Here is a 24664-nt window from a genome sequence, read left to right on the forward strand (position 1 = left end):
TAAAAGAAATGACAAGCATCTCTAAATTTTTTCAAGATTGACTAGACAATCATATAATGTGCTTCCAGCTCCATTGTCAGACTCCAGATCGGATGTTAAAGTATTAACGCTCCCGCCAAACTTTTGCCACTGTCCCTCATCAATATTAATCGTTTTTGGATGGGCTTTCTTCATTACCTTTATATTTCCAGTCAGTTCACCACGATCATTAAATATTTTCACAAGGTCGCCGTCCTTTAGCCCTTTTTCTATTGCAATATCCTCAGAAACTTCTATTTTTACAGACTGCATTGACTCAAGCAAATGATAATGCTGTGAATGATTGGAACGAAGAGGATGAATCGTTAGCAATGTATAAGGATATTTATTTTCCAGTTTGGGGTTTCCAATTTCCGCTGGATACATCATTTTCAACTTTCCGTCAAACCCTTTTTGTCTAGCAAGCAATGAAGTAAATTCATATTTTCCGCTTGGCGTTTTAAATTGATAATCGTCCCATGGAACAGATTTTACCGGAAGAAGCATATGTTTTTCTTGTTTTAACTTTTTTAAAGTAATGCCATGTTTTTCAAGATGGCTTAATCCCATTTTTAGAAACTCTTCCCTTGAGTAAGAAAAATCATCGCCAAAACCGAGTCGCTTTGCCAGTTCCGTCCAAATCCAAAGATCGGATTTTGCTTCGCCAGGCGGATCAACAATGGCTGGACCGTAATTCACATAAGCATGGTACATTGATGAATAATAAATATCTTCCTCCTCAAAAACCGTCGTCGTTGGTAATACATAATCGGCAAGTTCTGCTGTATCCGTCATAAACTGTTCAAACACAACGACCGTCTCAACAGATTGAAATGCTTTTTTCACTAGATTGGTGTTTGGAACTTGAGTAAGCGGATTACCGCACGTCACGATAATCATCTTAATTGCCGGATTTTTTGCCTGTAAAATTCCTTCCGCCTGCTTCATCATCGTAAATGTTCTTGAAGCTGTTTTTCTTTCCGGCAACGTTAACGCTTTTATATTAAAACTTTGTCCTACTTGAAGATTGCCAAAATTAGCACCGCCTCCAGGGATACCGATATTGCCGCTTATCGCAACTAACGCATCTATTAAACGAATCGTATTTCCACCATTGGCATATCGTTGCATTCCTAATCCTAAATACGTCATCGTTGGACGGTTTCCATATATATAGGCAAGTTCTGTAAACACTTCGCGGCGAACTTCCGTCATCTCAATAATTTCATCAAGTGTGATTTGTTCGATTAATGCCAACAAGTCTTCAAAACCGACTGTATAGTTCTTAATAAATGTTTGATCTTCAAGCCCAAGACGAAGCAGTTCTTTCATGATACCAATCGCAAGAAACCCATCCATACCCGGTTTAATCGAAACATACATATCGGCTATTTTCGCAGTTTGGTTAAAAATCGGGTCAATAACAACTAGCTTAGTTCCTTGTTTTTTGACTGCTTGAAGATGCTGAAATAAATGCATATTTGTGCGTGCAACGTTTCTCCCCCAGATGACGACATTTTGACTGTTATAAATATCCTCTGGAGCATGACTATAAGAACTGCCAAAATCCCACGTTTGCGCCTCAATTCCTGCACCCCAGCAAAGGCTGCCTGTTAATTCTGTCACTCCTCCAAAACAATTAAAAAAACGCTGATCTAAATTTTTCAACAATCCATTGTTTGCATAATCGTGGCTATGGAGAATGGCAGTTGTACCGTATTTTTCTTTAATTTCTTCCATTTTTTCAGCGATTTCATCTAATGCTTGTTCCCATGAGATTCTTACGAATTGTCCATTCACTTTTTTGAGCGGATAAAGCAACCGTTCTGTTGAGTTTGTTCGCGTTTCCAACATGCGGCCCCGGCTGCAAATTTTCCCCTGCGTAATCGGATGGCTCTTGTCTCCTTCTACTTTCACTACTTTACCGTTCTCTACCGTTACCGTAAATCCACACGTATCCCAACAATTTAACGGACAAGAGGATTGATACGTAGCTGCCATGCTCCTAACCCCTTTCTTTATAGAAATAGCATGAGGAATTTATTCCCCATGCTTTACTAATACCTTTTTTAATTTTCTTACAAACTCTTTGCGCGGCATTAACACGCTATGAGCACATCCTTCACATTTAATGCGTATATCCATGCCCATTCGAATAATTTTCCAGCGATTTGTCCCGCAAGGATGCGGTTTTTTCATTTCAACGATGTCGTGTAAATTAAACTCTTTATCAAGCAAACGGAATCCCGCCTTTCTTCGATTATTTAAGCATTTGATTTCATCGTTTTTTGTACCGGCTCCGCTTCTTCCTGGCGATTATAAAGGACAAGGCGCGGAAACGGTATTTCGATTCCATGCTCATCTAATCGAAGTTTAATTTCCTTGCGTAACGCCCGGGCAATAAACCAATGACGCATTGGCTTCGTTTCACAAATGACTCTCAAGACAATTTCAGATTGCCCGAAACTTTGAATTCCTAATAACTCTGGCGCAGCAACCATATCTTCATACTTTGCCGGCAGTTCCGCCAGCAACTCGCGAATGACATTTTCCGCTCTTTCGATATCTCCTTCATAGGCAATGTTAACATCAACAACGGCCATACTGTTGTTTAACGAGAAGTTTGTTACTTGGTTAATACTTCCATTCGGGAGAATGTGGACTTCTCCTGTCCAACTTTTGATTTTCGTTGTTCTTAGGCCAATTTCCTCTACATAACCTTCAAAATTTCCAATTCGAACGTAGTCACCAACAGAAAATTGATCTTCGAAAATAATGAAAAAGCCTGTAATGATATCTTTTACTAAGCTTTGTGCCCCAAAGCCGACAGCAAGACCGACAATCCCTGCACCGGCAAGAATCGCTTTCACTTCTACTCCAAGTGTATCTAAAATCATAATAATCGCAATAAAATAAACAACATATGTTACAACATTATCCAGCAGGCGTAATAATGTCGCCTCTCTTCGCTCCGAAATCCGCAAAGCCGCTTTTTGCCGCACCTTGAATACGTTATGCAAAGCAAGCTTAACAATTTTTAGAAAAATGGTTGATAAAACGAAAATGGTAATAATTTTCACTGAACCTAATCCGATATTAATCCATAACTCTCCATTTGTAAGAATCCCCAACACTTTATCATAAAACCTCTCTACTCTATTCACAAAATGTACACCTCTGTCTAAATTAGTTGCCTATACAGATGATTCTTTCGATACATAAGCTATTCTACCAAGATTTCAGGTTGATTTGTAGCAATATACATTATTGTTATAACAAAAAACGGATTAGATATGTATAGGAATTCACTATTTTCCGTATACTGTTAATACTTAAATGAATTCGGGAGTGAAAATAATGAGCTTAAAGTCTGCCTTTTTTGGTCAGAAGGGTGGGAAAGAACGGATTTTCCACGATGAGCAAGATGCTTCCACACTAGTAGCAATGAGGCTTACTTCTTTACTACCTTCTAATTTATCTCAACCAATTGCCATCGTGTGCATCGGAACAGACCGTTCCACTGGTGACTCTCTTGGTCCGCTTGTTGGGACGATGTTAAAAGAAAAAGATGTTTCTTCTTTCCTTGTGTACGGTACATTAGAAGATCCCATTCACGCAATGAACTTACAGGAAAAGTTAAACATGATTCACTCGCTTCATGAAAATGCATTTATCATTGGAATTGATGCTTGCTTAGGTAGATTAAAAAGCGTCGGTGCCATCACAATCGGAGAAGGGCCGGTACGGCCAGGAGCAGGAGTGAACAAGGATTTACCTCCCGTTGGTGATATTCATATTACTGGAACTGTTAATGTGAGCGGTTTTATGGAATTTTTTGTTTTGCAAAACACACGACTTCATTTAGTTATGAATATGGCGAAAACGATTGCGAACGGTATTTATGAAGCTGATTTACAATTAATGAGAAGAATCCATTTAGCAAAACTCGATATGAATCATGAAAAGTATAAATTTTTTTAAAGTAAATAAATCCCCTCTTTCATTAACAAGAAGGGATTATTTATTTTATATGACGTAAATGATTGAAACGAATATAGCAGTTACTAAAATACTTGGGAGTAAATTTGCTACGTGAATTTTCGTCAACCCTAACATATTTAAACCGATCGCAATAATTAAAATGCCTCCTGTAGCAGTCGATTCCGTAATAAACGACTCAAGAAGAGCATTCGGCACCCATCGTTCAATTTGCGTCGCTAATAGAGCAATTGTTCCTTGATAGATCATAACCGGTATGGCTGAGAAAATAACACCGATACCAAGAGTTGTCGTAAGGATAATACTTGTAAAACCGTCAATAATTGATTTTGTATATAACACCCTGTGGTCTCCCCGCAAACCGCTGTCCAAAGCACCAATAATAGCCATAGCACCAATTACAAATAATAAAGTTGCCGTTACAAATCCTTTTGCAATATTCCCTTCTTGATTATCCCCTAATTTTCTCTCTAACCATAGACCTAACTTGTTTAGCTTATCTTCTAGCTTCCATAATTCCCCTAAAATCCCGCCAAGCACAAGGCTAAAAATAACAACTAAAAATTGTTCACCTTTTAACCCCATCTGAATTCCTAACAACGTAACCGCAAGACCAATTCCGCTCATCACTGTCGTTTTTACTCGTTCAGGAATACGACGGAAAACTTTCCCTAACAAAGCTCCGATCGTAATGCAAACTCCATTAACAACTGTTCCTAATAAAACCAATTTTTTGTTCCCCCTATGCAGTAAAAAAATAAACCATCATAACGGATGGTTATCGTTACTCCAGCTCATCAAATTTTACATTTAATAATTCTAATATTCTTTCTAAGTCTTCATTTGAAAAGAACTCGATTTCAATTTTCCCTTTTTTTCGATTTTGTTTAATCACAACAGGAGTTCCAAGCTTTTCCCTTAACAAAGACTCACTTTGTTTTAAAAATATGCTTTTCTCTACTTTTATCTGTGATGTTTCACGTGAAACATTTTGGTTAATCTGATTGATGAGCTGTTCCACTTGGCGAACATTTAGTTTTTCTTTTACAATCTTGTCGACAATCGTTTTCAATTTTCCTTTTTTCTTTAATCCTAACAAAGCGCGACCATGCCCCATCGATAAAATCCCATCTGTGATAAGCTGCTGCACATCTTTTGGAAGTGAAAGTAACCGAATATGATTAGCAATATGAGGACGGCTTTTTCCTAATCGCTTTGCCAACTCTTCTTGAGTAATGTTCAAATGGTCAATAAGCGCTTGATAAGCCCGCGCCTCCTCAATTGGTGTCAAATCCTCACGCTGTAAATTTTCTAATAGCGCAAATTCCATCATTTGCTGTTCGGTTAAATCGCGGACTACGGCAGGGACTGTTTTTAATTTTGCTTCTTTAGCGGCGCGATATCGTCTTTCGCCAACAACAATTTCATAACCTTTAATACTTTTTCTAACAATGAGCGGCTGTAAAATACCATGTTGAAGAATTGATTCTTTTAACTCGTCAATTGTTTCTTGCTTAAATGTTTTCCTCGGTTGGTAAGGATTCGGCCGCAGCTCTTTAATACTGATTTCTTGAATAACCTCGTCTTCTTTAGTTTCTAAATTCGCAAACAATGCATTAATCCCTTTTCCAAGACCTTTAGCCACGTTCTAACACCTCCTTCGCAAACTCTAAATATACTTCTGCTCCGCGGGATTTTGTATCATAAAGAATAATTGGTTTCCCGTGACTTGGTGCTTCGCTTAAGCGGACATTCCGTGGAATAATCGTTTGATAGACTTTTTCTCGAAAATATTTTTTCACTTCTTGAATTACTTGAATGCCGAGGTTTGTCCTAGCATCCAGCATCGTCAGAACAACGCCTTCTAATCGTAAATCTTTATTTAAATGTTTTTGTACTAAACGTATTGTATTCAGTAATTGACTTAACCCTTCAAGAGCATAGTACTCACACTGTACCGGAATTAAAACGGTATCTGCAGCAGTTAAAGCATTGACAGTGAGCAAGCCTAAAGAAGGCGGACAATCAATAATAATAAATTCATATAGAGATTTTAAAGGCTCGAGTGCTTTCTTTAAACGAATCTCACGAGAAATAATCGGAACAAGCTCTATTTCCGCTCCTGCAAGCTGAATGGTAGCAGGAATAATATGTAGGTTTTCGATAGAGGTTGGTCTTATTACTTCTTTCGCTGTCATCTCTTCAACAAGAACGTTATAGATACATTCATCCACATCGCCTTTTTCAATGCCGATTCCGCTTGTCGCATTTCCCTGCGGATCAATATCTACAAGCAACACTTTTTTTCCTATATATGCAAGGCAGGCAGCTAAATTCACTGCTGTTGTCGTTTTTCCAACCCCGCCTTTTTGGTTTGCAATCGCGATAATCTTGCCCACGATGACACCTACCCTCAACTCATACTAAATCAAATCTTTATTTTGTTCTAACCGTACGTAATGCTGCCTTCATATTTATTGTTTAAAACATAACGGACGAGAAGAGTCGCTATGTTTTTTATTTTATCATGAAACAACTAAGATGGATGCTTTTTCTAATCTATAAATAAAAATTAAATAAAAAACCTCATCAATGTAGCTTATGATGAGGCATAATTAAGGGCAATATTACTTTTTAGGAATGCGAATCGTAATTTGATAGTAATCTTCAAAGTCCTCTTCCTCTGAATCGATCGCAAGACCGCTATCTGCCACCATCGTTAATGATTGGCGGATTGTATTTACAGCGATTCTCATATCTTTGCTGAACGCTTTTCGTTTAGGCTTTGGCTTAGGCGAAGCATTCTCCAACATTTTGAGAACGCGATCTTCTGTTTGTTTTACATTTAATTGCTTTTCAACAATTTCTTGTAAAAGTTTTAGCTGTTTTTCTTTATCTTTCAATGCGATTAGCGCACGAGCGTGGCGTTCTGTAATTTTCCTTTGTAAAAGAGCATCCTGTACCTCTTGAGGAAGTTTTAATAAACGCAGCTTGTTAGCTACCGTTGATTGGCCTTTTCCTAATCGTTGGGCTAACGCCTCCTGAGTTAAATTATGCAATTCAAGCAGTTTCGCATATGCAAGCGCTTCTTCAATCGGTGTTAATTCCTCGCGCTGCAAGTTTTCAATGAGCGCCACAGACGCGGTTTCTGTGTCATTTAAATTTTTAACAATAGCAGGTATCTCTTCCCATCCAAGTTTTTGGACAGCCCGCCAGCGTCTTTCTCCAGCAATAATTTCAAATTTCCCATCTTCGCATTCGCGGACAACAATCGGTTGAATGATTCCATGTGTCCGGATGGTTAGCGCTAATTCTTCAATCTTGTCCTCTGCGAAAATCGTACGCGGTTGATAGCGATTCGGTACAATAAGAGATACAGGAATTTTTCTAATTTCTTCTCCTTCTGTTTTTTCCATTACTTGTTCAGTTTCCTTTTCCCCAAAATTGAAAAAGCGCGAAAAAGGATGTTTCATGCCCCTACACCACCTTTGAAAACTCTCCCCTGTATTCTGTTAATATAAAACATTTATTCAATCGGAAGCTTATTTGGCATTCCTGGTTTTCGAGGATATTTTTTTGGTGTTTTCCGTTTTTTCTCAATAAAAATGATCGTGCGCTCACTTTGTTCAATTGGTAAAATAAACTGTTCTGTACGTTCAACTTCCCCGCCAAGTACTTTAATAGCCGTTTTTCCTTGTTCTAATTCCTCCCCGGCAGCAGCTGCTTTCATGGCGATAAATGTTCCGTTCATTTTAACTAATGGAAGGCAAAGCTCACTTAATACTGCCATTCGTGCAACCGCTCTTGCTATAACTACATCAAATGATTCGCGAATTCCTTCTTTTCTCCCAAATGTTTCTGCACGGTCATGATAAAATGCCACATTCTCTAACTGTAGCTTAGACGCAAGATGGTTAAGAAACGTAATTCGTTTTTGCAATGAATCGACAATTGATAACTTTAAATGCGGAAAACAAATTTTTAAAGGAATGCTTGGAAATCCGGCTCCTGCTCCTACGTCACAAATAGAAATCGGCTTTGAAAAATCATAGTAAAATGCTGGAGAAATTGAATCGAAAAAATGCTTTAAATATACTCCAGGCTTGTCCGTAATAGCAGTTAAGTTCATTTTTTCGTTCCATTCCACTAATAATTCATAATACAGTTCAAATTGTTCAAGTTGTTGAGGAGAAAGGACAATTCCCCTCTCCTCTAACATCGTCTGAAACTGTCTCGTCTCCATAAGCCAATCCTTTCACTATTGTTATTCATTCGACACTCGAGCGATTCTTCCTTGTTCTAAATAAACTAATAATATTGAAATATCGGCTGGATTTACTCCGGAAATACGGGAAGCCTGTGCAACGGAAAGCGGGCGAACTTGTTTTAACTTTTGTCTTGCTTCTGTTGCAAGCCCGTTAATCGCATCATAATCAATATCCTCTGGAATTTTTTTGTTTTCCATCTTCTTCAAGCGTTCTACTTGTTGAAGTGATTTCTCAATGTATCCTTCATACTTAATTTGGATTTCTACTTGTTCCGCTACCTCTGGCGGAATTTCTACATCTGCCGGTGCAAGCATTTTGATGTGCTCGTATGTCATTTCTGGACGTTTCAATAAATCGGCAGCGCGAATTCCGTCTTTCAACTCGCTTCCGCCAGCATTACGAATAACCTCTTGCACTTGTGCAGTCGGTTTAATAATATGGGAAGCTAATCGTTTTTTCTCTTTCTCAATGGCCTCTTTCTTCGCTAAAAACTTTTGATAACGCTCCTCGGAAATGAGACCGATTTTATAACCAATCTCTGTTAGACGCAAATCAGCGTTATCATGACGAAGTAATAAACGATATTCCGCACGTGATGTCAGTAAACGATATGGCTCATTTGTTCCCTTTGTGACAAGATCGTCAATCAATACACCGATATAAGCATCGGAACGACTTAAAATAAGCTCTTCTTTTCCTAGTGCTTTTCTAGCGGCATTAATTCCGGCAATAATTCCTTGTCCCGCTGCTTCTTCATAGCCAGAAGTTCCGTTAATTTGTCCGGCCGTATATAAATTTTTCACGATTTTCGTTTCAAGCGTTGGCCACAACTGTGTTGGTACAATCGCGTCATATTCAATTGCATAGCCAGCGCGCATCATTTCCACATTCTCTAAACCAGGAATCGTTGCTAAAATTTTCCGCTGAATATGCTCTGGTAAGCTTGTTGATAATCCTTGTACATACACTTCCTCTGTATTGCGTCCTTCCGGCTCTAAGAAAATTTGATGACGCGGTTTGTCATGGAAACGGACAATTTTATCTTCAATGGACGGACAGTAGCGTGGTCCTGTTCCTTTAATCATTCCTGAGTACATTGGTGATAAGTGAAGATTCTCGTCAATAATTCGATGAGTCTCTTCCGTTGTATACGTTAACCAGCAAGGAAGCTGATCGGTAATAAACTCCGTCGTCTCATAGGAAAACGCTCTAGGAACATCGTCACCCGGCTGAATTTCTGTTTTACTGTAATCGATAGATCGACTATTTACTCGAGGAGGTGTTCCTGTTTTAAAACGCACTAATTCAAACCCAAGCTCTTCTAAATGCTCAGATAACTTGATAGAAGGCTGCTGGTTATTTGGACCGCTCGAGTATTTAATGTCACCGATAATAATTTCTCCGCGTAAAAATGTTCCAGTTGTAATAACAACTGTTTTGGCATAATAGTGAGCCCCTGTATGCGTAATAACTCCTTTGCAGACGCCGTCCTCAACGATTAAACGTTCTACTTTTCCCTGCAATAATGTGAGATTCTTTTGATTTTCAAGCGTCTTTTTCATTTCATGCTGATATAGGAACTTATCCGCTTGAGCACGCAACGCACGCACAGCTGGACCTTTTCCTGTATTCAACATTCTCATTTGAATATAGGTTTTATCAATATTTTTCCCCATTTCTCCGCCCAGCGCATCAATTTCTCTCACAACAATTCCTTTTGCTGGACCACCAATCGATGGGTTACAAGGCATAAACGCAACCATATCAAGATTGAGTGTAATCATTAACGTCTTTGCTCCCATGCGAGCCGCGGCTAATCCCGCTTCACACCCCGCATGCCCGGCACCAACTACAATAACGTCATATGAGCCGGCGTGATATTCCATAAAAATAACCTCCTTCTTTCAATCCCTCTGTGACAAATATACTTACTTTCCTAAGCAAAATTGCGAAAAGAGCTGATCAATCAAACTTTCATGTACCGTATCACCGATAATCTCACCTAGCAATTCCCATGTTCTTGTTAAATCGATTTGCACAATATCAATTGGCACTCCTGCTTCTATTCCAGAAATCGCTTCTTCAACCGCCTGTTTCGCTTGATGAAGAAGTGCAATATGCCGAGAGTTAGATACATATGTTAAATCTTTTGCTTCAATAGCACCCGTAAAAAATAGAGAAGAAATCGCTTCTTCTAATTCATCAATTCCTTTTTCTTGTAAAAGAGATGTAGTTACAATTGGCCAATTGCCAGCGAGCTCCCGAACACGTCCCATGTCAATTTTCTGCGGTAAGTCCGTTTTATTGACGATGACAATCACATCCATATCCTTAACCGCTTCAAAAAGTTGCTCATCTTCTGGGGTTAGTTCCTCATTATAATTTAAAACGAGTAAAATTAAGTCGGCTTTCTTAAGCACTTCGCGCGAACGCTCTACTCCGATTCTTTCGACAATATCTTCCGTTTCACGAATTCCAGCTGTATCGATTAATCGAAGCGGCACTCCGCGCACGTTTACGTATTCTTCAATGACATCCCTTGTTGTTCCTGGAATATCAGTGACAATCGCCTTATTTTCATGTACTAAACTGTTGAGTAATGATGATTTCCCGACATTCGGCCTACCAATAATCACCGTTGCCAAACCTTCACGCAATATTTTCCCTTGCTGTGATGTTTGCAAAAGCTTATTAATCTCATCACGAACATAGAGCGCTTTTTCAATGAGCATTTTATGCGTCATCTCTTCAACATCGTCATATTCTGGGTAATCGATGTTTACTTCAACGTGAGCTAATGTCTCTAAAATCGTTTGCCGTAACCCGCGGATTAGCTTTGAAAGGCGCCCTTCCATTTGACTTAACGCTACATTCATCGCCCTGTCTGTTTTCGCACGAATTAAATCCATAACCGCTTCCGCCTGTGACAAATCAATGCGCCCATTTAAAAAGGCGCGTTTTGTAAATTCTCCCGGTTCAGCTAAACGCGCTCCATTCGTTAACACAAGCTGTAGAACACGATTGACAGAAAAGAGACCACCGTGACAATTAATTTCCACGACGTCTTCCCTTGTAAATGTTTTTGGCGCTCTCATCACCGTTACCATTACTTCTTCAACCGTTTGCCCTGAAGAAGGATCGACAATATGACCATAATGAATCGTATGAGATGGTACGTCTTTTAAGCGCTTGTCCCCGACTCCCTTAAAAATTTTATCAGCAATTTGTATCGCCTCATTTCCGCTTAGTCGGACAATCGCTATCGCTCCTTCTCCCAGCGGCGTTGAAATGGCTGCAATTGTATCAAACTCCATCTCCTATCACCTCTTTTTTACTAAAAAAGCCGCTATCCTATCTATATGTTAAATCCCATTATATCCCGAATAGATTCCCTAAATTATTAAAATAACACATTTATATTGTGAACAAAAGAAAATGTTTCTATATTCCCAGACACAAAAATTATCCACATTCAGTGCAATCATTTTAATTTTAACTTATCCACATGTGAATAACAATAATAATAAGCACGTCAATATCAATTCAGGAGTAATGAAGACGAATAAACATAAATTTTGCCTTTAAAAAGTTAAAAAAATAAACCCTAGGCATTACGCCCTAGAGTTTATTGATCCGGGGATATAACGATGTAGCGGTGCGGTTCCGTTCCAACAGAATATGTTTTTATTCCTTTACGCTCCGCTAACGCGGCATGAATAATTTTTCTTTCATAAGCTGGAAGCGGCTCTAACTTGACTTCTTTTCCCGTTTTTATTGCTTTGTCCGCTAATTTTTGCGCTAATTGAGCAAGTGTCTCTTTTCGTCTCGCGCGATAGTTTTCTGCATCAATCGTAATATGAATATAATGTTCCGAATATCGATTGGCTACAAGTTGAGCTAACAATTGAAGCGAATTCAACGTTTGTCCATGTTTGCCAATTAATAAGGCCATTTGCTCGCCACTTAAAATAAATTCTGCATTTCTGCCATTTTCTATTTTTTGAATATCTGCTTGAATTCCCATCTTTTCAATTACAGATTTTAAAAATTTCTCAGCTTCTTCTATAGGATTATAGATTAACTTTGCCTTTACAATAGCCGGTCTTGCCCCAAAAATCCCTAAAAAACCTTTCTTTCCTTCATCAACAACAATAATTTCCGCCCGTTCTTTCGAAACATTTAGTTGAGCTAAAGCTAGATGAACTGCTTCTTCGACAGTTTGGGCCGTAGCAGTTACTTCTTTCACTTCTTCGCTCCTCCTGAATTAGCAGTCTTTATATCTGGGCCTTTAATAAAGTATGTTTGAATAATCATAAAGATGTTTCCAACTACCCAATACAATGATAACGCTGCCGGGAAATTAATCGCAAAAATAACAATCATAACCGGCATCATCCAGAGCATCATTGCCATTTGTGGATTTTGTTGTTCCGTTCCAGCCATAATCATTTTTTGTTGAATAAAAGTAGTTACTCCAGCTATTAACGGTAGAATATAGTACGGATCTTTATCTCCTAAATCAAACCATAAGAAGTTATGATTAGCGATTTCTTTTGTTCGCATAATAGCATGGTAAAAACCAATCAAAATCGGCATCTGAATTAAAAGCGGGAAACAGCCTGCCAGCGGATTTACTCCATGCTTTTGGAACAATAGCATTGTTTCCTGTTGCAGCTTTTGTTGGGTTTGCATATCTTTAGAGCTATATTTTTCGCGCAACTTTTGCAATTCTGGCTGAAGAGCTTGCATTGCTTTTGAGTTTTTCGTCTGCTGAATCATGAGTGGCAAAATAACTAAGCGAATTAAAACAGTAACAATAATAATCGACAAACCATAATTGTCATTAAACAAATTCGCAACATATGTGATTAGCCATGAAAGCGGATAAACAATGTACTGATTCCAAAATCCTTTGCTCTCCGGTGTAATTGGTTCGTTTATTTGTGAACAACCTGATACAAAGGCTAGCAAGGCCACTAATAAAAATGCTAACCAAATCCGCCTTTTCACCATTTTTTCCTCCTAACATTTAATATTCGTGCATATCCATTATGTATTTTAACATTATCATAGCTGAAATAGCTGTCCAAATGTCAGTTATTTCATGATTCCAGCCTTCCTAAAGACATGGATTAAGCTTTTCTTTACTTCCGCATATCCCATATCCGAAACAGGCCTTCTCGCAATAATAACATAATCCTTGCCTGGAACGATTTGTTCCCCCGTCTCTAAAAACACTTGTCTTATATATCGTTTAATTCGATTTCTAACTACAGCTTTGCCAAGTTTTTTGCTTACTGACAACCCGACACGAAAGTAAGGCTGCTCCGGCTTATCAAGCACGTAAATAACGAACTGACGATTTGCCGTTGATCTTCCATTTTGGAACACTTTTTGAAACTCGTCATTTTTCTTTATACGATATTTTTTCTTTATCCCAAGGTCCAACACACTCCCATATTCGTTCGGGATTTTATGATGAAAGCAAGCTTAGAAAAAAGACCACTGAGGTTTCAGTGGCCTATGCTGATAATACTTTTCTTCCTTTACGACGACGACGAGCAAGAACTTTACGTCCGTTCTTTGTGCTCATGCGAGCGCGGAAACCGTGAACTTTGCTGCGCTTACGCTTATTTGGTTGATAAGTTCTTTTCATTATATGACACCTCCCTGAGGAATAACTGTTACAGGCAGTCTTTCTAATTATAGTGAGAAATCTATAAAAATGTCAACCGTTCCAGGAGTATCTTTCTTCAAAATGATCTTTAAACTTATACAAAGTTCAATGTGGATAATTTTTTTCACTCTTTTTATATTATCCACAACATTTATCGACATTTTTTTCACATTTTATTCCTGTGTGGATAACAACTTTTCCACAACTTTGGTTATTGTGGATAATTTTAAAAATACATTGCAACATAGTAGTTTATTTGTTATTATATTGTTGTTTTTACTTTGGATAATTTTTGTGAATAAGTTATTTATCCACAAAATGTGAATAAGTTGTGGACATCGTATTTAACATGTGAATAAACGTTATCCACATAGCGTGGATTTTGTCGAAATACTTTATTATTTCCTATTTATATGTTTTTCCACATTTGCATTTTTATAATCTTATATTCATTCATCTTATACAGTTATACAAAAGTTAAACAACCTCTTATGTAAAGGAGGGCCAACGGGTGGAAAATATACATGATTTATGGAATAAGGCGCTCGCAGAAATTGAAAAGAAAATCAGCAAGCCCAGCTTTGAAACATGGCTAAAGTCAACAAAAGCCCACTCTCTTAAAGGTGATACACTCGTCATCATAGCCCCTAATGAATTTGCAAGAGACTGGCTAGACTCCCGCTATGCCAACTTAATTGCTGAAACGATTTATGACATTACTGGTGAAGAGCTGAAAATCAAGTTTATTATTCCGCAAAATCAAAACGAGGAAGAGTTTAACATAAAGCCCGCCATCAAAAAACATCGGAAAACAGAGGAAGAACAAACAGAACTGCCGCAAAGCATGCTGAATCCAAAATATACTTTTGATACGTTTGTCATCGGTTCAGGAAACCGCTTTGCCCATGCAGCTTCATTAGCAGTAGCGGAAGCGCCTGCTAAAGCATATAATCCTCTTTTCATATACGGCGGTGTAGGATTAGGGAAGACACACTTAATGCATGCAATTGGTCACTATGTTATTGAGCACAATCCATCGGCCAAAGTTGTCTACCTATCTTCTGAAAAATTTACAAACGAGTTCATTAACTCCATTCGAGATAACAAAGCGGTCGATTTTCGCAATAAATATAGAAATGTAGACGTTCTATTAATTGACGATATTCAATTTTTAGCGGGAAAAGAACAAACACAAGAGGAATTTTTCCATACATTTAATACGCTTCATGAAGAAAGTAAACAAATTGTTATTTCGAGCGACCGACCTCCAAAAGAAATCCCGACGCTCGAAGATCGCCTACGTTCACGCTTTGAATGGGGCCTTATTACGGACATCACTCCTCCTGATTTGGAAACGCGAATTGCTATCCTGCGCAAAAAAGCCAAAGCGGAAGGGTTTGATATTCCAAACGAAGTGATGCTTTATATAGCAAACCAAATTGACTCCAATATCCGTGAACTCGAGGGAGCACTTATTCGCGTAGTTGCTTATTCATCATTAATTAACAAAGAAATTAATGCTGATTTAGCCGCTGAGGCTCTAAAGGACATTATTCCAAGTTCAAAACCAAAAGTCATCACCATTCAGGATATTCAAAGAGTCGTTGGACAGCATTTTAATGTAAAGCTGGAAGACTTTAAAGCTAAGAAGAGAACAAAATCAGTAGCTTTTCCGCGACAAATCGCGATGTATCTTTCCCGCGAGTTAACCGATTGTTCTTTACCGAAAATTGGTGAGGAGTTTGGCGGACGGGATCATACAACGGTCATTCACGCTCATGAAAAAATTTCTAAGCTCTTACAAACGGATGTCCAATTACAGAAACATTTAAAAGAAATTCAAGAAAAATTAAAACAGTAGAAAGCAGACTACTTGAACTTTTTAGGATAATGTGAATAACAATAGCTTGTTTTTACACAGTTTGTCCACATGTGGATAGACTGTGTTTCCTTTGTTTTTCAGAGTTATCCACATGTCAACAACACCTACGACTACTTCTATTATTTTTTAAGAATAATAATATATAAAATAGACACATTTAGGAGGAACTTGTTGATGAAATTTGTGATTCAGCGCGACTATTTAGTTCGAAGTGTTCAAGATGTCATGAAAGCAATCTCTTCAAGAACAACTATCCCCATCTTAACAGGTATTAAAATTGTAGCGACTGAGCAAGGCGTTACGTTGACTGGAAGCGATTCAGATATTTCTATTGAATCCTTTATTCCTGTGGAAGAAGAAGATAAAGTCATAGTAGAAATCCTGGAACCAGGAAGCATTGTGCTACCAGCTCGTTTCTTTGGTGAAATTGTAAAAAAACTCCCAAAAGAAACAGTAGAAATCGAAGTACAAAATCAGTTTTTAACGATTATTCGTTCAGGGAAAGCAGAATTCAATCTCAATGGATTAGATGCAGAAGAGTATCCACGTCTGCCGCAAATTGAAGAAGAAAATGTATTTAAAATTCCTACAGATTTACTAAAAACAATCATTCGCCAAACTGTTTTTGCTGTTTCCACTTCAGAAACTAGACCGATCTTGACAGGTGTAAACTGGAAGGTGGAAAACAATGAACTCATCTGTATTGCAACAGATAGCCATCGTTTAGCGCTGCGGAAGGCGAAAATCGAAACAGAGAGTGAAGTATTCTACAATGTTGTCATTCCAGGAAAAAGCTTGAATGAATTAAGTAAAATTTTAGACGATACTACAGAATTAGTAGATATTGTTATTACTGAAAACCAAATCCTATTTAAAACAAAACATTTGTTATTTTTCTCAAGACTTCTTGAAGGGAATTATCCAGAGACATCCCGTTTAATTCCTGAAGATAGCAAAACAGACGTTATAGTAAATGCGAAAGAGTTTTTCCAAGCTATTGATCGTGCTTCTCTTTTGGCAAGGGAAGGTAGAAATAACGTAGTAAAATTATCAACTTTGCAGGATGGTGTCATTGAGATTTCCTCTAATTCTCCTGAAATCGGAAAAGTCATTGAGGAAATTCAAAGTGAATCTGTCACAGGGGAAGAATTGAAAATTTCTTTCAGTGCAAAATATATGATGGAGGCTCTCAAAGCGTTGGAGGGAACAGAAATTAAAATTAGCTTCACTGGAGCGATGCGGCCATTTTTAATTCGTCCGATTAATGATGAATCAATGCTTCAACTTATTCTTCCTGTAAGAACGTACTAAAAAATGAAAGCTGCTAGAAAGACGGGGTTCTGGCAGCTTTCTTTTCTATGGACAAAATTTTTAGTAAAATGAAATAATGGACAGTTTTTACGAAAGAGAGCGATTGAATGATGGTTGAGAAAATTAAAATTTCTACGGATACAATTACACTAGGTCAATTATTGAAATTAGCGAACGTAATTGAAACGGGTGGCATGGCGAAATGGTTTTTGCAAAACTATGAAGTATATGTAAATGGAGAGCGCGAAAACCGTCGCGGCCGCAAACTAAAGCCTGAAGATGTAGTCGAAATTAAAGGACACGGTACCTTTATTGTAATCACATAGAGTAGGTGAAGTACCTTTGTTTTTAACGAATTTATGCTTAAAAAATTACCGTAATTATAAAAGCGCCGAACTTCAGTTTGAAAATAAAGTAAATATCATTTTAGGGGAAAATGCCCAAGGAAAAACGAATGTGATGGAAGCCATTTATGTTTTAGCAATGGCAAAATCCCACCGTACTTCTAACGATAAAGACCTTATTTGTTGGGAAGAGGAATATGCTAAAATAGAGGGGAGAGCCATAAAACGAAAGGGCCCATTGTCTTTGGAATTAATAATCTCGAAAAAAGGAAAAAAAGCACGGAGTAATCATATTGAACAGCCAAAATTAAGTCAATACGTTGGAAATATAAATGTTGTCATGTTTGCTCCTGAGGATTTGAATCTTGTCAAAGGAAGTCCTCAAATAAGAAGACGTTTTATCGACATGGAAATTGGACAAGTTTCCCCTGTTTATATGCATGATTTAAGTCAATACCAAAAAATCTTGCAGCAAAGAAATCATTATTTAAAACTGCTCCAATCGAATCGTCATAACGATGAAACAATGCTCGAAGTATTAACGGATCAATTAATTGAATTAGCTGCTAAGATTACATTAAAACGATACCAGTTTTTGGATTTGTTGCAAAAATGGGCTGAACCCATTCATTATGAGATAAGCAGAGGGCTTGAAACATTGGAGATAAAATATCGTCCGTCTATCGATGTATCAGAAGACGTGGAATTGTCGAGAATAATAGAAGCATATAACGAGAAGTTTGCTAAAATAAAGGATAGAGAAATAGACAGGGGAACGACATTGGTGGGCCCGCATCGTGATGATTTAGCATTCGATGTGAATGGAAAAGATGTGCAAACATTCGGCTCGCAAGGCCAGCAACGAACAACCGCTCTCTCTTTAAAATTAGCGGAAATTGAGCTTATTTTTTCTGAAATTGGCGATTATCCAATCTTGCTGTTGGATGATGTTTTATCAGAGCTTGACGATTTTCGCCAAACTCATTTGCTCAATACTATACAAGGAAAAGTGCAAACATTTGTAACAACAACGAGTATCGATGGAATAGAGCATGAGGTAATTAAAGAAGCGGATATATATAAAGTTGTTTCAGGGCAAATTGCCAAGGTTTAATTTTTTTATAGGGAAAGCGTAGGTGATTGACATGACAATGGAGCAAAAAGTGGAACAGACATATGATGCAAGCCAAATTCAAGTCCTTGAGGGATTAGAAGCCGTTCGTAAAAGACCGGGAATGTACATTGGCTCAACGGGATCAAAAGGGCTTCATCATTTAGTATGGGAAATAGTCGACAATAGTATTGACGAAGCGCTGGCCGGTTATTGTACGGAAATTAATGTGACGATTGAGGAAGATAATAGTATTACAGTTGTTGATAATGGACGAGGTATTCCAGTCGGAATTCATGAAAAAATGGGACGGCCAGCTGTAGAAGTAATCATGACGGTTCTCCATGCAGGCGGTAAGTTCGGCGGTGGCGGCTATAAAGTATCTGGCGGATTGCATGGTGTTGGCGCATCAGTTGTGAATGCATTATCAACAGAGTTGGAAGTGTTTGTATATCTCGAAGGAAAAATACATTATCAAAAATATAAACGTGGTGTTCCGGTTACAGATTTGCAAGTAATTGGTGATACGGATCGCACAGGAACTACCGTGCATTTTAAACCAGATCCTGAAATTTTTACAGAGACAACAGAATATGATTATGATACGTTAGCGACTCGTCTGCGAGAACTTGCTTTCTTAAACCGCGGCATCAAAATTACGCTTGAGGATAAGCGCGTAGAAAACCGCAAAAATGAGTATTATTACGAAGGTGGAATCAAGTCGTATGTAGAGCACTTGAACCGCACGAGAGAAGTTCTTCATGAAGAACCAATTTATATTGTTGGCGAGAAAGATGGAATTTATGTTGAAATCGCCCTCCAATATAACGACGGCTATACTAGTAATATATATTCATTTGCAAATAATATTCATACACATGAGGGCGGGACACACGAATCAGGTTTTAAAACAGCATTAACTCGCATTATTAATGACTATGCACGCAAGCATCATATCATAAAAGACAATGATACAAATTTAACCGGCGAAGATGTTCGTGAAGGATTAACCGCCATTGTTTCAGTAAAGCATCCAGCCCCTCAGTTTGAAGGACAAACAAAAACAAAGCTTGGAAACAGTGATGCAAGAACAGTTACAGATTCTATTTTCTCCGAGCACTTTGAGACATTTTTATTAGAAAATCCTGTAGTGGCAAGAAAGATTGTCGAAAAGGGAATGATGGCAGCACGTGCTCGACTAGCAGCAAAGAAAGCGAGAGAGCTAACGAGAAGAAAGAGCGCTCTTGAAGTGTCCAATTTACCAGGAAAACTAGCGGACTGCTCCTCAAAGGATCCATCGATTAGTGAGTTATATGTAGTTGAGGGAGATTCAGCGGGTGGTTCGGCTAAGCAAGGAAGGGATCGTCATTTCCAAGCGATTTTGCCATTACGTGGTAAAATTATTAACGTTGAGAAAGCGCGGCTGGATAAAATCTTATCCAACAATGAAGTGAGAGCCATTATTACTGCTTTAGGAACAGGAATCGGTGAAGATTTTGATATTACAAAGGCACGCTATCATAAAATTATTATCATGACCGATGCCGATGTCGATGGAGCCCATATTCGTACGTTATTGCTTACATTCTTTTATCGATATATGCGGCAACTTATTGAAAAAGGGTATGTGTATATTGCTCAACCACCTCTTTACAAAATTCAACAAGGCAAACATGTTGAATATGCATACAATGACCGTCAATTAGAAACTATTCTTGCCAAATTACCTGACAATCCAAAACCTAATATTCAACGGTATAAAGGTCTTGGCGAGATGAATCCAGAACAATTATGGGAAACAACAATGAATCCCGAAACGAGAACATTGCTTCAAGTAAGCTTGCAAGATGCCATTGAAGCGGATGAAACGTTTGAAATTTTAATGGGAGATAAAGTAGAACCACGAAGACAGTTTATTGAGGAAAATGCGAAATATGTAAAAAACTTAGATATTTAAGGATAGATAGTGTATCTATCCTTCTTTGTACATCGGAGAGTGTTTAACTAATCACCCTCCCCAAATTTTAATAAAGTGAACTTCTAAGGGAGGTTCGTTTCTATGTCGGAAAATCAAAATTTACGAATTAGAGAAGTCAATATTAGTCAAGAAATGCGTTCATCGTTCCTAGATTATGCGATGAGTGTTATTGTATCGCGTGCTCTTCCGGATGTGCGTGACGGTTTAAAGCCGGTACATCGCCGTATTTTATATGCAATGCATGATTTAGGAATGACAGCAGATAAGCCGTATAAAAAATCTGCACGTATCGTCGGTGAAGTTATTGGTAAATATCATCCTCATGGAGATGCTGCTGTTTATGATACGATGGTGCGGATGGCACAAGACTTTAACTATCGCTACATGCTTGTTGATGGACATGGAAACTTTGGTTCAATTGATGGGGACGCTGCAGCAGCAATGCGTTACACCGAGGCGCGCATGTCCAAAATAGCGATGGAACTTTTGCGTGACATTAATAAAGATACGATTGACTACCAAGATAACTACGACGGTTCAGAAAAAGAACCAATCGTGTTGCCTTCAAGATTTCCTAACTTGCTTGTTAATGGCTCGTCTGGTATTGCTGTCGGGATGGCAACAAACATTCCACCTCATCAGCTTGGCGAAGTGATTGATGCAATTTTAGCATTAAGCAAAGACCCCGACATTACCATTGCTGAATTAATGGAAATCATACCGGGACCAGACTTTCCAACAGCTGGACAGATTATTGGCCGCAGCGGAATTCGTAAAGCGTATGAAACGGGTCGCGGCTCAATTACATTGCGGGCGAAAGTAGAAATTGAGAAAAATGCAAGCGGAAAAGAAACGATTATTGTTCGAGAACTTCCTTATCAAGTGAATAAAGCAAAACTAATTGAGAAAATTGCTGAACTTGTTCGCGAAAAGAAAATTGACGGAATCACTGATTTGCGCGATGAATCCGACCGCAACGGCATGAGAATTGTTATTGAAGTGAGAAAAGATGCTAATGCCAATGTCATTTTAAATAACTTATACAAACAAACGGCTTTGCAAACTAGTTTCGGTATTAATATGCTTGCTTTAGTAGATGGAGAGCCGAAAGTTTTAAATTTAAAGCAATGCTTAAATTATTATTTAGACCATCAAAAAGTAGTGATTCGTCGCCGTACAGCCTATGAATTGAAAAAAGCTGAAGCGCGGGCGCATATTTTAGAAGGATTGCGCATTGCCCTTGATCACTTAGATGAAGTAATCAACTTAATTCGTAGCTCACAAACAACTGATATTGCAAGAGAAGGGTTAATGCAACAATTTTCTTTAACGGAGAGACAAGCCCAAGCGATTTTAGATATGCGTCTTCAGAGACTTACAGGTTTAGAACGTGAAAAAATTGAACAAGAGTATAAAGATTTAGTTAAACTAATCAGTGAATTGAAAGCCATTTTGGCAGATGAAGAGAAAGTTTTACAAATCATTCGCGATGAGCTGCTTGAAATTAAAGAAAGATTTAATGATGAGCGCAGAACAGAAATTGTCGTTGGCAGCGTTGAAGAAATCGATGACGAGGATTTAATTCCGCGCGAAAATATTGTCGTAACATTAACACATAAAGGTTATATTAAGCGTTTGCCTGTATCGACATATAAGAGCCAAAGAAGAGGTGGTAGAGGTATTCAAGGAATGAACACAAGCGAGGACGACTTTGTTGAGCATCTATTAATTACCTCTACACATAATACAATTTTATTTTTCACAAACAAAGGAAAAGTATACCGCGCAAAAGGTTATGAAATTCCGGAGTTTGGACGTACTGCGAAAGGAATACCGATTGTTAACTTGTTAGAAATTGATAAAGACGAATGGATTAATACAATTATCACCATTGATGAGTTCGATGATCATTCGTTCCTTTTCTTTACTACGAAAGAAGGAATTGCAAAACGTTCACCATTGTCTTCGTTCTTCAATATTCGTAATAATGGATTAATCGCTATTAGTTTACGTGAGGGAGATGAATTAATTTCTGTTAAACTTACGGATGGATCTAAAGATATTATCGTTGGAACGAAAAAAGGTATGTTAATTCGTTTTCCGGAGACAGATGTACGAACAATGGGAAGAAATGCTACAGGAGTAAAAGCCATTACGTTGGATGCGGATGATGAAGTCGTTGGTATGGAAATATTAGATGAAGACTCAGATGTTTTAGTTGTTACAAAAAATGGATATGGAAAACGTACTCCAGCCTCAGAGTATCGCATTCAAAGCAGAGGTGGAAAAGGATTAAAAACATGCAATATTACTGAGAAAAACGGAGACGTTGTTGCGGTAAAAACAGTGACGGATGAAGAAGATTTAATGTTAATTACTGCAAGCGGAATACTAATTCGCATCGCTGTCAGCGATATTTCTCGCATGGGCAGAAATACACAGGGAGTTAAGCTTATCCGTCTATCTGATGACAATGAATATGTTGCTACAGTTGCTAAAGTACCGAAAGAGGAAGAAAAAGATAGCGAAGAATTTGAGGAACATTAAAATAAAGAGGCTGACCTAAGAGCGAAGTGTCAGACCCCACAACACAATATAATCAATGAACGATATATTGTGAAATGAATGTGAGGTCAGTACTTATGGGTCAGCCCCTTTTTAAATGTTTTGCGGTATCGGAAGGTGAAGAAAAGTGATACGGGTAAAAGTGAATCAATTGCAGGAAGGATGCATTTTATCAGAAGATGTATTGGGAAAATCAAACAATCCAATTATTCCTAAAAATACAATATTAACCCCTCTTTTATTAACAGTGCTAAAAAAATTTTTCATTGAAGATGTATATGTTAAATCAGTTTTGGCCAACGGTGAACCATTTAAGCCAAGTGAAATAATCGAAAACAATCAGAATCAAGAGAGAGAGAGGGTGGAAGAAGAAAATATTTCATTGTATTTAAAAGCAGTTCAACAGTATAAGCATATTTTTCAAACTTGGCAATCAGGAGTTCCAATTGATATTGGAGAAGTTAGAGCAGTTATTATTCCATTGCTGGATAAGCTGCTCGAATCAAAAGGGGAACTATTTTCTCTATACCGTTACACAACAAAGGAAGACTATTTGTATCATCATGCGATTAGTGTAGGTTTGCTTGCAGGGTTTATAGCGAAAAACTTGAGTTATGATAAAGGAGATTATTACCAAATTGCAATATCCGGTGTTTTATGTGATTGTGGGATGGCGAAAATTGATCCAAGATTATTAACAAAAAGTTCCGCTCTTACTTCAGACGAGTATAAAGAAATAAAACAACATACAGTATATGGTTATAAAATGATTCAAAAACTTCCAACATTACAAGAAGGAGCGAAGTTAGCTGTTTTGCAACACCATGAAAGAAATGATGGAAGTGGTTATCCATTCGGGCTCGATGAAAAAAAAATTCATCCTTATAGCAAAATAGTGGCTGTAGCTGATGTTTATCATGCGATGATATCGGAGCGTCTTTATCGAGCGAAACAATCTCCATTTAAAGCGCTTGAACAGCTTCAAGCTGATAGTTTTGGAAAGTTAAGTATGGAAAATGTTCAAGTTTTATTAGACAATCTTACTGCTTTTACTATTGGAACAAAAGTTAAGCTATCAAGTGGAGAGACAGCAGAAATTGTATTTATCTATCCTGACTCTCCTACGCGGCCAATGGTTAAAAATTTGGAAACAAATCAGTTCGTATCGTTAAGGGAGCATCGAAATATTCATATTGAAGAAGTTATTTATTAAAAGTTAAAGACAATGAGATAAAAATCATTGTCTTTTTTTAAAAAATATACTTGCGCAAATAAATGATATTAAATATAATAGAACATGTCCGATGTTTATGTATAATATTCATTTTAATAGGTTGACATCTCTTTTTTATTTTGTTATTATCAAATAGCTGTTCTAATTAAGTTCCTTGAAAACTGAACAAAACGCAAGCATCAACGTCAATTTGCTAGGTATATAACTTTATTGGAGAGTTTGATCCTGGCTCAGGACGAACGCTGGCGGCGTGCCTAATACATGCAAGTCGAGCGGA

The 24664-nt window shown here is 37.8% G+C and carries 22 protein-coding genes and 1 rRNA gene; 9 read left to right on the plus strand and 14 right to left on the minus strand.

The genetic code is table 11. The features are described 5' to 3' along the window. Positions 1-21: 21 nt before the first annotated feature. Genes HNQ85_RS15500 through HNQ85_RS15510 form a run of 3 tightly spaced genes read right to left on the minus strand, consistent with a single transcriptional unit; the run spans position 22 to position 3182 of the window. Positions 22-2019, minus strand: coding sequence for a molybdopterin-dependent oxidoreductase (locus HNQ85_RS15500; protein ID WP_181538636.1), 1998 nt, complete (start codon positions 2017-2019; stop codon positions 22-24). Positions 2020-2058: 39 nt separating this feature from the next. After that, positions 2059-2256, minus strand: a complete 198-nt coding sequence (locus tag HNQ85_RS15505; protein ID WP_044749261.1) for a DUF951 domain-containing protein — start codon at positions 2254-2256, stop codon at positions 2059-2061. A 26-nt stretch (positions 2257-2282) separates the two neighbouring features. Continuing rightward, positions 2283-3182 (minus strand): mechanosensitive ion channel domain-containing protein, encoded by a 900-nt coding sequence (locus HNQ85_RS15510; protein ID WP_181538637.1) that lies wholly within the window; start codon positions 3180-3182, stop codon positions 2283-2285. 193 nt (positions 3183-3375) lie between these two features. Here HNQ85_RS15510 and yyaC point away from each other — a divergent pair, with 193 nt between their 5' ends. Beyond that, positions 3376-3999 (plus strand): spore protease YyaC, encoded by a 624-nt coding sequence (yyaC, locus tag HNQ85_RS15515; protein ID WP_181538638.1) that lies wholly within the window; start codon positions 3376-3378, stop codon positions 3997-3999. A 45-nt stretch (positions 4000-4044) separates the two neighbouring features. Here yyaC and HNQ85_RS15520 read toward each other — a convergent pair whose 3' ends face one another. From HNQ85_RS15520 to rpmH, 11 genes are all read right to left on the minus strand, one after another. Further along, entirely contained in the window at positions 4045-4746 is a 702-nt protein-coding gene (locus tag HNQ85_RS15520) for a DUF554 domain-containing protein (protein WP_181538639.1), read from the minus strand. Positions 4747-4801: 55 nt separating this feature from the next. Further along, entirely contained in the window at positions 4802-5662 is an 861-nt protein-coding gene (locus tag HNQ85_RS15525) for a ParB/RepB/Spo0J family partition protein (RefSeq protein WP_181538640.1), read from the minus strand. After that, on the minus strand, positions 5655-6416 hold the full coding sequence (locus HNQ85_RS15530) for an AAA family ATPase (protein WP_181538641.1): 762 nt from the start codon (positions 6414-6416) through the stop codon (positions 5655-5657). The genes HNQ85_RS15525 and HNQ85_RS15530 overlap by 8 nt, the downstream gene beginning before the upstream one ends. A 228-nt stretch (positions 6417-6644) precedes the next feature. Then, positions 6645-7490, minus strand: coding sequence for a nucleoid occlusion protein (gene noc, locus HNQ85_RS15535; protein ID WP_181538642.1), 846 nt, complete (start codon positions 7488-7490; stop codon positions 6645-6647). 53 nt (positions 7491-7543) lie between these two features. Next, on the minus strand, positions 7544-8260 hold the full coding sequence (rsmG, locus tag HNQ85_RS15540) for a 16S rRNA (guanine(527)-N(7))-methyltransferase RsmG (protein ID WP_181538643.1): 717 nt from the start codon (positions 8258-8260) through the stop codon (positions 7544-7546). 21 nt (positions 8261-8281) lie between these two features. Next, positions 8282-10171: a tRNA uridine-5-carboxymethylaminomethyl(34) synthesis enzyme MnmG gene (gene mnmG / locus HNQ85_RS15545; protein ID WP_181538644.1), complete on the minus strand. Its 1890-nt coding sequence runs from the start codon at positions 10169-10171 to the stop codon at positions 8282-8284. A 42-nt stretch (positions 10172-10213) separates the two neighbouring features. Further along, on the minus strand, positions 10214-11599 hold the full coding sequence (gene mnmE, locus HNQ85_RS15550) for a tRNA uridine-5-carboxymethylaminomethyl(34) synthesis GTPase MnmE (RefSeq protein ID WP_181538645.1): 1386 nt from the start codon (positions 11597-11599) through the stop codon (positions 10214-10216). 311 nt (positions 11600-11910) lie between these two features. Further along, positions 11911-12531, minus strand: coding sequence for an RNA-binding cell elongation regulator Jag/EloR (gene jag, locus HNQ85_RS15555; protein ID WP_181538646.1), 621 nt, complete (start codon positions 12529-12531; stop codon positions 11911-11913). After that, positions 12528-13298: a YidC family membrane integrase SpoIIIJ gene (spoIIIJ, locus tag HNQ85_RS15560; protein WP_181538647.1), complete on the minus strand. Its 771-nt coding sequence runs from the start codon at positions 13296-13298 to the stop codon at positions 12528-12530. The genes jag and spoIIIJ overlap by 4 nt, the downstream gene beginning before the upstream one ends. A gap of 84 nt (positions 13299-13382) precedes the next feature. Further along, a complete protein-coding gene (gene rnpA, locus HNQ85_RS15565) occupies positions 13383-13721 on the minus strand; it encodes a ribonuclease P protein component (protein WP_181538657.1) in 339 nt (112 codons plus the stop codon). 85 nt (positions 13722-13806) lie between these two features. After that, the gene (rpmH, locus tag HNQ85_RS15570; protein WP_003397591.1) at positions 13807-13941 is read right to left on the minus strand and encodes a 50S ribosomal protein L34; all 135 of its coding nucleotides are present in this window, start codon (positions 13939-13941) and stop codon (positions 13807-13809) included. A 532-nt stretch (positions 13942-14473) separates the two neighbouring features. On the opposite strand from rpmH, the gene dnaA reads away from it, so the two are divergent. From dnaA to HNQ85_RS15610, 8 genes are all read left to right on the plus strand, one after another. Then, positions 14474-15823: a chromosomal replication initiator protein DnaA gene (dnaA, locus tag HNQ85_RS15575; RefSeq protein WP_181538648.1), complete on the plus strand. Its 1350-nt coding sequence runs from the start codon at positions 14474-14476 to the stop codon at positions 15821-15823. A gap of 195 nt (positions 15824-16018) precedes the next feature. Then, the gene (dnaN, locus tag HNQ85_RS15580) at positions 16019-17155 is read left to right on the plus strand and encodes a DNA polymerase III subunit beta (RefSeq protein ID WP_181538649.1); all 1137 of its coding nucleotides are present in this window, start codon (positions 16019-16021) and stop codon (positions 17153-17155) included. A 110-nt stretch (positions 17156-17265) separates the two neighbouring features. Further along, positions 17266-17481, plus strand: coding sequence for a S4 domain-containing protein YaaA (gene yaaA / locus HNQ85_RS15585; protein ID WP_181538658.1), 216 nt, complete (start codon positions 17266-17268; stop codon positions 17479-17481). Between the two features lie 16 nt (positions 17482-17497). Beyond that, positions 17498-18613 carry a DNA replication/repair protein RecF gene (gene recF / locus HNQ85_RS15590; protein ID WP_181538650.1) on the plus strand — a complete coding sequence of 372 codons (1116 nt, stop codon included), beginning with the start codon at positions 17498-17500 and terminating at the stop codon, positions 18611-18613. 31 nt (positions 18614-18644) lie between these two features. Continuing rightward, positions 18645-20567, plus strand: a complete 1923-nt coding sequence (gyrB, locus tag HNQ85_RS15595) for a DNA topoisomerase (ATP-hydrolyzing) subunit B (protein ID WP_181538651.1) — start codon at positions 18645-18647, stop codon at positions 20565-20567. A 102-nt stretch (positions 20568-20669) separates the two neighbouring features. After that, a complete protein-coding gene (gene gyrA / locus HNQ85_RS15600; RefSeq protein ID WP_181538652.1) occupies positions 20670-23135 on the plus strand; it encodes a DNA gyrase subunit A in 2466 nt (821 codons plus the stop codon). Between the two features lie 145 nt (positions 23136-23280). After that, complete coding sequence (locus HNQ85_RS15605) at positions 23281-24366, plus strand: HD domain-containing phosphohydrolase (RefSeq protein ID WP_181538653.1); 1086 nt, start codon at positions 23281-23283, stop codon at positions 24364-24366. Between the two features lie 228 nt (positions 24367-24594). Further along, positions 24595-24664 (plus strand): 16S ribosomal RNA (locus HNQ85_RS15610); the annotation flags it as partial.

Source organism: [Anoxybacillus] calidus (assembly GCF_013760845.1).
Classification (GTDB): domain Bacteria; phylum Bacillota; class Bacilli; order Bacillales; family Anoxybacillaceae; genus Paranoxybacillus; species Paranoxybacillus calidus.